9 protein-coding genes and 2 pseudogenes are annotated in these 14022 nt (G+C 53.1%); 6 read left to right on the forward strand and 5 right to left on the reverse strand.

The window, feature by feature from the left end:
- Positions 1–190: 190 nt before the first annotated feature.
- From drt5 to AB4N76_RS10475, 5 genes and pseudogenes are all read left to right on the forward strand, one after another.
- Positions 191–1675, forward strand: a complete 1485-nt coding sequence (gene drt5 / locus AB4N76_RS10455) for an antiviral reverse transcriptase Drt5 (protein WP_154845992.1) — start codon at positions 191–193, stop codon at positions 1673–1675.
- A gap of 105 nt (positions 1676–1780) precedes the next feature.
- Positions 1781–3247, forward strand: coding sequence for a hypothetical protein (locus AB4N76_RS10460; RefSeq protein WP_460164442.1), 1467 nt, complete (start codon positions 1781–1783; stop codon positions 3245–3247).
- 338 nt (positions 3248–3585) lie between these two features.
- Positions 3586–3663: a hypothetical protein gene (locus tag AB4N76_RS10465; protein WP_460164607.1), complete on the forward strand. Its 78-nt coding sequence runs from the start codon at positions 3586–3588 to the stop codon at positions 3661–3663.
- Positions 3664–3887: 224 nt separating this feature from the next.
- Positions 3888–4271, forward strand: coding sequence for a nucleotide pyrophosphohydrolase (locus AB4N76_RS10470; RefSeq protein ID WP_138725938.1), 384 nt, complete (start codon positions 3888–3890; stop codon positions 4269–4271).
- 24 nt (positions 4272–4295) lie between these two features.
- Positions 4296–6164, forward strand: a pseudogene (locus AB4N76_RS10475) (DNA/RNA helicase domain-containing protein).
- 272 nt (positions 6165–6436) lie between these two features.
- On the opposite strand, the gene AB4N76_RS10480 reads toward AB4N76_RS10475, so the two are convergent.
- From AB4N76_RS10480 to AB4N76_RS10490, 3 genes are all read right to left on the reverse strand, one after another.
- Complete coding sequence (locus tag AB4N76_RS10480) at positions 6437–7486, reverse strand: hypothetical protein (protein ID WP_460164443.1); 1050 nt, start codon at positions 7484–7486, stop codon at positions 6437–6439.
- Between the two features lie 3 nt (positions 7487–7489).
- Positions 7490–9148 (reverse strand): AI-2E family transporter, encoded by a 1659-nt coding sequence (locus tag AB4N76_RS10485; RefSeq protein WP_460164444.1) that lies wholly within the window; start codon positions 9146–9148, stop codon positions 7490–7492.
- An 87-nt stretch (positions 9149–9235) separates the two neighbouring features.
- Complete coding sequence (locus tag AB4N76_RS10490) at positions 9236–10246, reverse strand: hypothetical protein (RefSeq protein WP_460164445.1); 1011 nt, start codon at positions 10244–10246, stop codon at positions 9236–9238.
- Positions 10247–10410: 164 nt separating this feature from the next.
- Between AB4N76_RS10490 and AB4N76_RS10495 the strand changes: the two genes are divergently transcribed.
- Positions 10411–11265 carry an HNH endonuclease gene (locus tag AB4N76_RS10495; RefSeq protein ID WP_460164446.1) on the forward strand — a complete coding sequence of 285 codons (855 nt, stop codon included), beginning with the start codon at positions 10411–10413 and terminating at the stop codon, positions 11263–11265.
- A 322-nt stretch (positions 11266–11587) separates the two neighbouring features.
- Here AB4N76_RS10495 and AB4N76_RS10500 read toward each other — a convergent pair whose 3' ends face one another.
- Both AB4N76_RS10500 and AB4N76_RS10505 read right to left on the reverse strand, forming a co-directional pair.
- Positions 11588–12397 carry a YfaP family protein gene (locus AB4N76_RS10500; RefSeq protein ID WP_077431195.1) on the reverse strand — a complete coding sequence of 270 codons (810 nt, stop codon included), beginning with the start codon at positions 12395–12397 and terminating at the stop codon, positions 11588–11590.
- A gap of 3 nt (positions 12398–12400) precedes the next feature.
- A pseudogene (locus AB4N76_RS10505) lies at positions 12401–14022 on the reverse strand (DUF2300 domain-containing protein).

A 14022-nucleotide genomic window follows, 5' to 3' on the forward strand; every position in this document is an offset into this window, starting at 1 on the left:
TCCGTCTCAGCCGGACCTTAAGGTCATTCCGAGCGCAGTACCGATGAAAACAACAACGCTCTTGAGCCGTCCTCCTCTTTTTGGAGGAATTCATAAAATGGAAAAATGCCTCAAATCGTAGCTGAGTGTGGGGGAAACAGAATATAACCTGTTATTTCACCAATCCTAACCAATGAGATTAGAGAACTCGATGAGCGCCACTTCTGACTTTATAACAACAGATTTTGGGGCGACACTGTTCCCTCTAAAAACCAATATATTGATGGTGACGCAGCACGAAAACGAAATCAACGAATATATCTATCAGAAAATTCTGGATGAGAAAAATAAATCAGACAACTTCTTATCACAGCAACGTGTATATGCCACGAAACCCCATGGGCATCTTCGTCGCACATCCAAGCTTGATCCCGTAGCCGAATATTTTTTGTACGATATTGCATATCGTAACCGTGCTATTTTTCGACCCGAGGTTAGCCCCCAAAGAAGAAGCTTTGGATACCGTTTCAAAAGTGGCACGCAAATTTCGGTCCATACAGCCTACACGGAATATACGCAAAGCCTGTCCGAAAACGGTAAAAAATACAAACACAATCTACAATTTGACATAGCGTCATATTTCAATAGTTTATATCACCACGATATCTGTCATTGGTTTGCTGCCGCACCGAATGTATCTGATGTTGATGCCAGCGCACTCGGGCAATTTTTTCGTGAAATAAATGCAGGCAGAAGCGTAGACTTCCTTCCACAAGGAATTTACCCTAGTAAAATGATGGGTAACGAGTTCCTCAAGCTGGTAGATTTAACAGGCCAAATCAAATCAAGCTGCCTAGTTCGGTTCATGGATGACTTCACACTTTTTCATGATAATCCTGAGGTTCTGTGGCAAGATTTCACTCGAATTCAACAGCTCCTCGGGCAGTATGGCTTAAACATCAACCCCAGCAAGACGTACTTTGAAAAAAACCTTAGTGGGGTGGAGGAAACACTCACTAAACTTCGAGAGTCCCTTATAGAGATTGTTGAAGAAATCAAAGAGGTGCATACAGCATCATCTGTTGAGCTCGTGGAAGTAGAAACAGAAATCGAATCAACCCTTACCAACGACCAAGTTAACGCCTTGCTCGGTCTCTTAAAAGACGAAGCGCTAGAAGAGTCTGACGCAGACCTTATCCTCAGCTTCTTAAGATCGCATAGCAATAGTATCCTTGAGCATATCCCAGCTCTGTTACGCCGCTTCCCCAACCTCGCAAAGCATATATATGCTGTTTGCGGAACAATTTCAGAAAAGCCCGACCTATCCGCAATACTATTGGACTACTTAAATCAAGAAGCCTTTTTCTTAGAGTATCAGCTATTTTGGCTGACGTGCATTGTCGAAGACCATCTAATGGGGCATGGTTGCTACGGCGAACTTTTGATTAAACTATATGAACTTTCACAAGACTTTAAAATCGCGCGAGCCAAAGTACTTGAAATCCCAGAGCAGGGGTTCGGTTTCAAACAAATTCGCGGCGAATTTCTGAAAACGGGTCAGTCCGACTGGCTTTCCTGGGCATCTGCCATAGGTAGCAGATCACTGAAACCTGGAGAAAGAAATTATGCGCTTGATTACTTCTCCAAAGGCTCACCAATGAATTTTTTAATTGCCGGCTGTGCAAAAAAATTCTGAGGAAACCACCATCATCCAAACCCACTGGAAAATCTCTTCGTTGCTAATGGCTACTCCCGGACAAAAAGCAAGCAAACCATCGCGAGCTAACTAAGGAATCCACACATGGAAAATGCCAAGCGCCAGCTTCGAATTTACTTTTCAGATTTCTTTGACGTATTACCAAAGCAAATAGAAACCCATGGTGCGTTTAACATCTCACTAATAAACGACTTGCCTTTATTTGTCGACCCATTCCTACTATTCAATAGCGAAGACGAAACATTAAAAAAGCTTCACTCCGAAATAATAAAGTACATGCTTTTTCTAAAGAAAAAATCCGTCTTGCAACTGCCTTCAGGTTTAATAAAGGCATGGTACCTATTCCCTGAGGTTAAAGAGAACTGGTTTGGGTTCAGCAAGACTGGAAATAGTGGCCGCGGACTCGGCCCATCATTTGCAAAATCACTTCAAAACAACTTTAGAGATGTTTTTTCTGACTTTGGAAGTGAAACCTCTGGATCTACCCACCTCGGAAAGCTGACGCTAGTAAAACACGGAGTAGGCAAAGATCAAATTAGCGACTTCACGTGCAACTTAATTCACGGCTTCCTAGCAGAATACACACAAAAGTTCGCTATAGAAAATATACCGCCAGAGAAAACACAAAAATTCACTATCCCAAAGGCCGAGTTCAACTACCAAACAGAAACATGGAAATCAAAGCAATATATACTACCAAAATACGGAAGAGAGTACGTACTACTAACACCAATTGACATACTCACAAAAGATGAAGCATGGATTTCCCACAAGGGTTTTCTAGAAGATTTTAGTCACGTAGTTTCTTGCGTCCCTAACGATCAAATTAGGGACCAGATAAACTTATACCTAACAAAGGTTATGCCTGCCGACCCGACAAAAGAAGAGCAAGCAATCGCTTTTGAAAAGACCATACATCAGTACCCCAATTTAATGGACGTGTATGTCGGAATTAGAGAGTCAAATAAAGAAGCCGCCAGCACTTCAAGTCTAGAAAAGGTACTCACTGCTCAAAAACTATTCCAAGAGCAACTGCGCCAACTTATAGACCTGCTAGATAAAACTTCGTTTTATGACTCAGAACCGAACAGCTATGAAGCAGGAATGCAACGGGTTCAATTTTTGAAACACGTGATTGAAAAGCAAGACGGATATCGCCTTTTTTATGTAAAGGGGATCCCGATATCAAGAGAAAGCGATTTGCAGATTATGTTCAAACTAACCTGGTTCGCTTCTAAATTTAGCTCGGACGCCGAAGTTAATAATGGTCGAGGACCAGCAGACTTTCTAGTCTCTTATGGAAGCGGTGACAAATCCATAATAGAATTTAAACTAGCTAAAAACTCGCACATGGAAAAAAACTTAAAAAACCAAGCAAAAATCTATAGTGATGCCTCTCGAGCAAAGCATCCGCCGATCATGGCAATCCTGTATTTTAATTTAGCTGAAGCAGATAAAGTTAGACGCATACTGACAAAAAACGGTCTATCCGGTTCTAAACATATAGTTCTAATTGATGCATCTACTAAAGACTCGGCATCAAAGGCTTGAGAGCCCAGACAAGCTGACATACATGGCGAAGGTGCTAAAAGACGGTGATATGACCAACCCACAAAAGGATATCAGCGCCTGTTAGCTCAAGGTGCTTGAGTCCCATTAGGCGATGCACTTGACTGTCGCGGGTTGCCGTTATGGCTAAGTGAGAAAAACTTCAAAGCGATATCGTGATAGGCGATGACTAAGAACGCCAAAGGAACCAAAACAAGGATGCGCTGCTCCCGCCCCCTCCGGAGCCAGCTCGTCTTGACGCGAACCGATGCAAAAGTTGAAAAATTTTATCTGTATCCAAGCCTGTCGACTATCGAAAATCTATCGATGGCCTTACCGCTTTGGTCGAACTGAACATCAAGGTTGCGGTATTCGACTCCGTGCTTTTCGTCTTCCTAAAAAAAACCGGAATCGAGTGAATTGGGAGCGCACCGGCTCTGTCGTTGACTCATTACGAAGCATTATTGCTGCGGAACTGCTTGCTTGTATCGTTTAGCTGAACGTACCACCCATCTTCAGGGCTGTGGTTTGTGGTGTTCTTACGAAAAAACTGCCGCGAAAAAGGAAAACTCTTACAATCCATCTCTAGATTTCTGGCGTGGCTGTTCGGTCACGTTTCTGTTGGCAAACGAGAGGCGAGTCTGTGAGCAAGGCAGATGGCACACCCGAACAGCTGATTGACGTGGAAAGTCTTGCCGCATCGCTTCACCGCTTTGCAGATGATCGCGATTGGCAGCAGTTTCACTCACCCAAGAACCTCCTCTTGGCTCTTACAGGCGAGGTAGGTGAACTCTGCGAAATTTTCCAATGGATGAGCGAGGCCGACTCAACGGGTGCAGCAAAGCGTCCCGAAACCGCTCAAGCCGTGAAGGACGAACTGGCTGACGTGCTCATGTACTTGGTCCGCTTGGCCAGTGTGCTCGGCGTCGATCTCAACGAAGCGGTGACAAGCAAGCTCGCCCTGAACGGGCAGAAATACCCTGTCGACAAAGCTAAAAGCACCAGCAAAAAGTACGACCAACTCTGACCCATTGGGCTCTAAGGACCATTCGTGATCGTTTACGCTGCGACCAAACAGCAATTCCTCAAAGACAGCGATAACGACGATATTGAAGAGGTGATCCTCAGGCACTTCAAAGAAGCCACCGGCAAGAAGGTTGGCGCTTCGGAGATTAGATCCTGGCAGGGTTCACTGACTTATATGGCCAAGGTGCTTCGAGACGACGGCCTGCCCAACAGCGCCGGCCTGGCGATTGAACTGCATATTCCTCAGTCATCGAAACGAATCGACTTTTTGCTAACAGGCCGCGATGAGAATCAGGCTAAAAACGCGGTATTGATCGAACTTAAGCAATGGAGCAAGGCCAGCGCAACCACCAAGGATGCGATTGTCAAAACGGCGCTGGGTGGAGGTCTTGTCGAAACCATTCATCCGTCCTACCAGGTCTGGTCGTACGCCGCGCTGCTGCAGGGCTTCAACGAAGCCGTCTACGACAAAAGCATCGAAGTACGCCCCTGTGCCTACCTCCATAACTATGTCAGTGATGGCGTCATCGACTCTGCTCACTACGAAGCCTATACCAGCAAAGCCCCCCTGTTCCTCAAAGGCCCCGAAGAGCTTGCAAAGCTGCGAAGTTTCCTCAAGAAGCACATCATTCATGGCGACAACAAGGAGGTGCTTTACGAACTCGCCAACGGGAAGATTCGCCCGTCCAAAGCTCTGGCTGAGGCGCTGAGCGGGCTAATGAAAGGCAAGCCTGAGTTCGTACTGATTGATGATCAAAAGGCAATCTTCGAGTCGGCACTTGCTGCGGCAAGTGAGGCCTCTATTGAAGCGCCGAAGGTGCTGATCATCGAAGGTGGTCCGGGTACCGGAAAACAGTATTGGCGATCAACTTGCTGGTGAGGCTCACCGCCTTGAAGCTGTTGAGCAAGTACGTCTCAAAAAATGCTGCGCCACGCAAGGTGTACGAGAGCAAGTTGGTTGGCACCGTCAAACGTAGCCACTTCTCCAACTTTTTTCCGGTTCGGGAGCCTTCATCGATACCGAGCCCAATACGTATGGCGCGCTCATCGTTGACGAAGCCCACAGGCTCAATGAGAAAAGCGGGCTTTATGGAAACCTGGGTGAAAACCAGATAAAGGAGCTGATCGAATCAGCAAAATGCTCGATTTTTTCATCGACGAAGACCAGCGCGTGACCTTGAACGACATTGGTAGCAAGCAGGCTATCCGCGCCTTTGCCAAAGCCAAAGGCGCAACCGTGGAGGAATACATACTATCTTCCCAGTTCCGTTGCAGTGGTTCTGATGGTTACCTGGCGTGGTTGGATGACGTACTGGGGATTCACGCGACAGCCAACCCGCTGCTCGATACCAGCGAATATGAGTTCAAGGTGTTCGACTCCCCTCAGGCGATGCACGCGGCTATCGAGCAAAAAAACCACGGAAACAAGGCTCGCGTTGTCGCGGGTTACTGCTGGCCTTGGCTCAGCAAGAAAGACTCCAAGGCCGCTGACATCGTTATCGGCGATGACTACGCACGCCAATGGAATCTGGATCAGGATGGCAGCTTGTGGATCATCGCTGAAAACTCCATTGAACAGGTCGGTTGCATCCACACCTGCCAAGGGCTGGAAGTGGATTATATTGGAGTGATTATCGGACCGGATTTGGTCGTGCGTGATGGGCAGGTGGTGACGTCGCCGCATGAGCGAGACAAGCACGACAAATCGATTCGTGGCTGGAAAAAATTGATGAAGGAGCAACCTGCTCTAGCGCATCAGGAGACAGACCTGATCATCAAAAACACGTATCGAACACTGATGACCCGTGGGATGAAAGGCTGCTACCTGCACTGTACCGATCTAGAGACCGCGCAATACTTTGCAAGCCGACTAGCCGAGTACAGCAACGACTGATCGATCAGTAGCATTGGGCCGCACTACAACCGAGCACACCATCAAAGCTAGTTGCTGCTCGGGAGCCACCTATCTGGGGGCCGTGACTAAAGCACCAGTTAGCGGATATGAAAAGGCCGTAGCCACTGTCTGAGTGGACCATCAAGGGCAACGCACCAGCCGATCAGCACCCGCTGGTGTGAATGAAGCTAACTGACGCATCCGAGCCCAACCACTAGCCGCCATCATACGGCTGCCTTGTGGGTCCATGCCTCGATCGCTGAGGCTTGGCCCTACTGGATGGCCTTCTGATCCCCAGCCACTGCCGTCGCCCCTGTTGAAACCGCACTCTGCTTTTCAACCACGGTCGACACCGGTGCTATCACTGGCCTGGACAGCTGATACGCACATAGGATGCCAACCACACTAACCAACCCGACCCCATATAGGCCTGCCAGCAGCTTGCGGCGCAGGGTCCCTTCAATCTTCAACTGTTCATTGCGCAGGTTTTCCAGCATCGCATGGAAACGGCCGGCATCCTTGGCCCGCTCTGCGCGCTGTGCTTCCAACTCCTGGTTCTGTTGAGTAATCGCCGAGCGAAGCACCGCCAACTGGCATTCGGCATCGAACCGCTGCGCTTCAACGCTGGCAAGCACTTGTTGCTGCAATGTCTGCTGATGTTGCTCAAGCTGTGAGTTGACCTCGCTGCGCAATTCGACCTGCTGTTGCTCGGCCCGAGCCCAATGCTGTTCCAGCTGTATCCGCGACTGCTCGCACTGGTTGTCCAGAGCGCTGTGTATTTCAAGCATACGGCCATCGAAGTCAGCGAACAGCTTGTCCCGGGTCGAAGTCACCTCCTCTGCGATCTCAATCAGCATATGGCCTTGCTCATCGGTCAGCCCTTGCACCTTGAGCAACTCTGTCACGTAATTACGAAGGCCCGAGGCCTGATGCCGAATCACTGCCTGGTGTTGTTCCAGACGATGATTGTGCTGGGCCAACTCGTCGGCCTTGGCCTTTAGGTCGGCTTGTTGCTGGCTCAGCAGCTGTTGCTGTTTGGTCAACTGCTGGGACTGCAAGGAACTGATGACCATCAGTTGGGCCAGGGTCTTGGAAAACTCCGCCTGCACTTCCTGAGCATCCAGTTGCGCGTTCTTCAGTTCACTGCGATTGAACAGCCGCCCCAGGAAACTGCGCTGCTCATGTTCGTCGCGGATCTTCTTGAAGTCGCCCAGTCGCTTGAAGGTGCTGTGAAACTTTTCAAACACTTCACCCACATCAATCTGCTCAAGCAGGTCATCGCTGGGCACCATGTGGGCAAGTTGGGCAATAACGGTGGACATCCTTCACGTTTCCTTTGTGTACTGCTTGAGCAACGAACCGAGTCGCTCGTTGAGTTTTTTCTTGGCCTCGATGGACTGGGACAAGGCTGCCAGGGTGGCATCCTGGTCCTGTACGGTCGCCTGCGCATGGGCAACGGACGCCCGGGCAGCCCGTTCGGCCTGATGGAACTGCCCGGCAATCTGCTCATTGACGCGCGCCATCTCCCGGTAGCGCTGCGAAATCTGGAACTGTGCTTCGACCTGATCGATCATACGCTGCACCAGTTCGGCACTGCCCTCGAGTGCATTGATCTGCGCGTTGAAGAAGTCGGTGCCCTTGTCAAGCATCCAGTCGATTAGCGAATCAATGCCGTACATCAGCAGCGCAGTGGCCAACCCGGTCATCAGGCCGGTGATCACCGGCGAAATCATCCCGGCAATCGGCGCCAGTATAGGAATACTCAGGATGAAGGCATTGATCGATTGCTCCCAGAGCATGCCCGCCCCCATAGTGAACAGCCCTGCAAAGCTCTTGGTGACCGCGCGCATCACCTCCGAAGTGGGCAGCCCCTCGGGCGGCCAGAGCAACACCTTCAGCGCCTCCAGCAACTTCTGCACACCTTCGCGGATAATAGTCACCACCTTGGCAGACGTGGTGATCAGGTTGTTGATCAAGAAGGTCAGCAGGTTGCTCACAAACCCCTGCAGACCACCCTCGAAGAACGCCGTGAAGGCATCTTTGAACTTGCCTTGCACGCGCTTGAGCACCCGCTCGATGGCTGCGACCACCCGGTTGAGCAGCGTCTCCTCGCTGTCCCGCTGGCTCACCACCTTGTGCACTTCGACAAACGCACCATTGACCAACTCGAACAACAGTACGCCCATGGCGCGCCGCACTCCGGTCTTGCCAAACTCCTTGGCCCCGGTGACGCCCAATTCCTTGCCGTGATACAGCACGCGCTCACCGGTACCCGGCAGGTGGGCATCGATCGACTCGCGGGCCTTGTCGATAATCGGCTGGGTAACGGATTCGTCGTAGCCATTGTGCGCCGACAGCGCCTCTTCGGCCGCGGTGTCGCTTTTTGCACGGTTGTTTTCAAAGGTTGTGAAGTTGAGATTGTCCTTCTCAGAGGCCAGTTTCTTGCGCCGATTCTGGGACACCATCCATGCACCTTCCTTGTGCGCTTGCTTGAGCGGGATGGTGTGATCAAGCTCGGCATTCATCTTCAACTTGCCGTTTTCAGCGACCCGCTTGGTCGGTGCCGTTTCACCTGTGTACGTGTTGGTGAACGTCTGAGAATTCATCTGACCACTTTCAAACGCCTCTTTGAGCTTCTGCCTCTTCGCCGTGGCGTAGTCATAGTCCTCCTTGCGGTTGTAGCGCTCCGACTCCTTTGCGTAGAGGTCCTGACTGGCATTGTGCTGGGTGGTGACATTGCCACCCTTGATATCCGAGAACATCGCCGGCGTTAGGCCAAACGGGCCCACGATCTGTTGCAATGCCTCCTCACGGCAGCGGCTCAACAGCTCCTGCAAGCGCTGGTCCTTCTGGACCTGACGCTCGGAACAGGGCCGCTCGAGCGGCTGCAGACTGCGCTGGTCCTCATCAACCACCGATCCCAGCAGCGCGTCCAGATTTGCCTTGAGCAGTGAATCGACTTCGATAGTCGGTCGGCTTGTCATACTGCTGTCCTTGTCGAATACAGGTGAATGCAGGGTGGGGGTGGGCTATTTACGGACGACGGCACAAAGGCGCGTGACCGCACTTGCTCAGGACAGGCTCAGCACTCGATACGCCAGAGGCAAACCAAAGCGGTTGCACAGCCCATCCAAATACGCCGCATCCTCCGGGTCAGGTTCGCTGCGCCCGACGATGACCAGTCGCAATGAGCGCCCATCTGTGAAAGTCCGGTGGAACCCGTACTCCAGCAACTGGCCGATAGCCAGGCGGATCACCGTGCGGGCGCGGAGGTCTGATTTAATCTCATAAAGAATGCGTTCCTCCGACGTCTCCACCAGAACGTCGACGAAGTTCTCTTCACACACCACCCGGGCCAAGGGAAACTCATGTTTCAACGCGTCGAGTAGTACCTTTTGCATGCGCGCATGCTCAGGTGTGCACTCGCGCCCCGCGGTTCCGCTGCGCCAGTAACGGGCCTGGTTCAAGGCGTCTTCCCTGCCCTTGCGCCACACCCGGTCAGGCATCGGTACCGGCACCAGGACATTCTTGGGATAAGTGTTCATCTGGTAGCGTTTGAGGTTGTGGACATAGTCATCCGCAGAGGCATAGCTGCCTTGCGGGAACCACTGCACGTTAGCCGAACGAAAGCGCACGTTGAGCCACTCCTGAGGCACCAACCCAACCGACGCAATGCCCTCGACTGCTTCGACATCCGCCTGCATCCGAGCGAACCAGCCCCTGGTCTGGAAAACCTCGAAGGCATCCTGCGACTGAGTCGGGGTCAGGCATTCCAGATCTTGAATGGTGGCCACGAAGCGACGCCCCTCGGGCTCAAGACTGAACAGAGTGACATCGCACAACTCCCCGACCTGGAACCGCGCCCGGCTGTTGTTGACACCCTGCAGGAAGCCGTACTGCCAGCCATCAATCTGCCATTCGAAGCGAAACAACCACTCCTCGTGGCCATACCCGTGTTCGGCATAAAACGTCCCGCTCTCCAGGCCATTGGCGCTGCCATCGGAGCGAGTCCAGCCGTTCCGGTTGAAGCAGATCCGCGACACGAAATGCATGATTGACTCGTCCCCGAGGGCAAAAGACATTATTAAGCCATCATTCGCAAAGGCCTTACAATAAAGCTTCCGGATGAATCTGAAATCTGGGTGGGGTTTCCAAGACAATGACATCTCAATTCTTACTGACACATCCGGCGAGCGCCGCACTGCCCCCACCAGCGAAGGTCATTCGAACGCCGTATGATTCCCAAATGCCACCAGAAGAGAATATTCTGACGGTATATTGCGCTGCTTCCTACAGCGAAACGGGAACCTTACGGATAGCCCCCGCCATGCCCCCTTCACCTGCTAATAATCAATCCAACCCCGCTTGGAGCCGCGATGAACTCGTCCTTGCCCTGGACCTGTACCTCCTCCACCGCAATGGTTTACCCGGCGTAAACCATCCGGAAGTCCGAGCCTTATCACAGAACCTCAATCTCATCGGCAACGCCACCGGCGTGAGCAAGAACCAGAGTTTTCGCAACACCAATGGTGTTTGCATGAAGCTCAACAATTTCCGTCGTTGGGATCCCAGCTACACCAACACCGGTCGTACAGGTCTTGCAAAAGGCAACAAGGACGAAAAGTTGGTATGGCTGGAATTCGCTAACAACCCCAAGCGTCTCGCCGAAGTCGTGGCAGCCATCAACGCCAACGTCGAGACCATCACGACTACACCAATAGATTTAAGCGCAGAGGAAGATCCGGGCTTCTTCGAAGCAGAGGAAGGCAAAGTGCTAACCCGAGTACACCGTGTACGGGAAAGGGATAAAAAACTCGTCAAACGCAAAAAGGACGAAGTCCTCAAGAAACACGGTGTTCTCCAGTGCGAAGCCTGTGGCTTCAACTTCAGCAAAACCTATGGCCCGGACGTCGAAGGCATTATCGACGTTCACCACACTAAGCCACTGCACACGCTCCAGCCTGGCGATAAAACCAAGCTCACTGACCTGGCGTTGCTATGTGCCAATTGTCATCGCGTGGTGCACTCACGCCGTAAGTGGCTGAGTGTGGCCGAGGTCAAGGAGCGCTACCAAGCCAGTCTAAAACAAAGCGTAAGCTAGCAACGGCAAACCAGAATGGTAAATGCCACAACTCAAACATTTCACATTCCTATCAGCGTCATCAATCGCTTGCTGCCTTTCAGACGAATGAGCTTTTTAATGAAGCTTCAGAGCGCAAAATAAGCCGGTCAAGTGCCGTGCAAAAACCACAAAAAAGTGGGGGAACAAATGGGGGATCAGAGCGCTTTCCAAAACACCTAAATCATTGTTTTTCAAAAACATAGATCAATAAAAAGCTAACCACAAGCCGGCTTTTTAATGCCTGCATTTTAAGAAGACCACCTTCGCGCAATTAGGCAGCACGCTGCTGCCCAATTCAGAATCACGGATAACTAAACGACTTCACCAACGTCAACTCCCCCACCGCCCGCATCGGCACCACAAACGTCTCCATCTTCTCGCTCGGCGTGCCCTCCTCGGTAATCACCGTCACCTGCGCCGTCGTCAGCGGCTGAACCGCATCCTCCTGTCCTTCCTCATCGCTGCTATACCCACCGCCAAAATAATTCACATACACCAAATACTGCCCCTTGATCGGTGCCGGCATGGCAAAGATCTCCGGGCCGTAGCCGGTGGTTACGTCGATATCGAGTGCCGCGCCGTTGGGTGCGACTCGGTCGCCGTACCAGATGTGGGCGCCATCCGGGGTGATGAGGTGCAAGTCGAGGTCTGTGCCGTCACTGTCCCACGACAACAACACCCGCAACTTGGCCGGCGTGGCACCACCACTGGCATTGAGAAACTGCGTGCGATGCCGCTGCTGCCCATCAGGGCTGCGCACTTCAACGCTGTTGCTGCCGTTCGGAAACGAGAACGGGCGATCGAAGCGGCCCGTCGGGTCGATTTTCAGCGGCATGCTCACGCCATTGACGATCAATCGGCCAGGCTCCGCAGACTTGGGCGTGGCTTTGATCTGGCCGCTGATGCGCGCGGTGTTGGCCTGGCCTACAGGGGTGTTCACCGATGAAGCGGGATAGTTAACGGCCTGGCGGAAGTTTTCGCCTTCGCCTTCAACCGCGCCTGTGCGCCAACCTCCGACGGGAGTGTCAAGGTTGACGGCGGCCGCGAAAATCGTCGGCAGTACGCCAAAAGAACAAAGGAACAGGAGGACCTGTGGATAACGGAGTTTCATGGCCTATTCCAGCAAGAGGTGGCGGGCGAGCCCTTCGATGTAGGTTTCATCCTGGCCGTTGGGGTGTGCTTCGAAGGCCAGGTGCAGGTATTCGTGAGTCAGGTCGAGGCGGTCTTGCAGCGACAGCACGCCGCGCACGTAAATGCGCTGGCGTTCGCGGTCGACATAGGGCCGGCCGAAGGCCAGGCGACAGAACGGCGAAGGTGCTGACTTCGTTGTAGCCGACTTCGCTTTCGAGGCGCAGGCGCCAGCCGCGACGCTGCTTTTGCAGCCAGTCTTGCGCGGCGGGCAGCGCTTCGCAGGAGGCGACGGGGTTGTCCCAGCGGCTGAGACTGGCGCGTGGGTAGGCGTGCAGCAAAATGGCGTCGAAGCGTTGGCCGGCGTTGGCTTGTTCGACGGCGTGTGTCCAGGAGAGTTTGTCCGGACCGGGTTGGTCGGAGTGGTAGGTGACGGTGCTGCCGGCCAGCACCAGATCGCTGGTCCAGGCGGCGATGTGCCGCGACTCGGCGGTGGCCGGGCGCGGGGCGACGCGTTGACGACTGCTGCTGTCGTCGATGCTCAGGCAGTCGCCGCTGCGGCTGGCGTTTTGCAGCAGGTAAGTGCGGATGGCGATGGCCAGGGCTTTGGCGGCTTCGACGGGTTCCGGTTTGGCTTCACGCTGAAGGACACGAGCGACGTACTCTTCACGATCCAGACGGGCGACGAGCTTGTCCTTGAGCAGAAACAGTTCGCCGTCGCTGTGAATATCGAGTTGGTTGCCGTTGCTGAATTCAACGCGATAGTCGCCCTGCAATGGCCCCGAATCAACAACACGATCTCCCGCCAGAACACGCCCGATCGGGTAGCGAGAAAATAGCCCGACTTCAACGCAGCGCCCCGCCTCCAGGGGCCAATCAACCGGCAACACCGACGACAACGCCTGACCGTAATGGCGCAGCACCATTTGACTGGTCCCGCGCCCACCGGCCCAGATCGGTGCGCCAGCAGCGGTCCAGCCGGCAAACCCGCCCTGACGCGACGACGGGTCCTGATCGCCCAACCAGCTCCAGGTTTTCGCCCGCAAGCGGCCCCCGAGTTCGCCCACGACATTGCCATCAGCGGCATTGACCACCACGTCCAGCAACACTCGCCGCGCCTGATCCTGCGCCGGCATCACCGCCAGCACCTTGAGCAATTCAGCGACGGAAACTCGCGTGGAAGGCTTTAACGATGGCAAGTCCAGCAGCCACTCCGGTGCTTGTCGGTTTTGCCAATACTGGCGCCAATCAGCAGAAACAATGCCCAGACGCGCCGGCTCAAAGTACAAGCCGCAGGATTTGACCAACGCCTGATCGCGCTCAATTTTTCCGCCGGCCGTGCAGCAATAAACTTCGTCCTTCGACTGGCCGCGACACTCATAAGGCGATTCATGGGCGTCGGTATCCACCAGCCAACCATAAACGAACAACTTCCACAGACTGCCCAGCGGCGCCTGGAAAATCAGCGGGCATGGGCTCGCGGGCGATCACCTGAGTCCGGCTCAGCGACAGCAATTCACCGTTAAAGCCCAGCCGTAATGGTTCCGTCCTGCGCTGTCGCCAGCGCAGAGTCAAACACAGCAGCACCCAGACCAGAGGCCGGATCAT

It is taken from the genome of Pseudomonas sp. S2_F03, assembly GCF_054668335.1.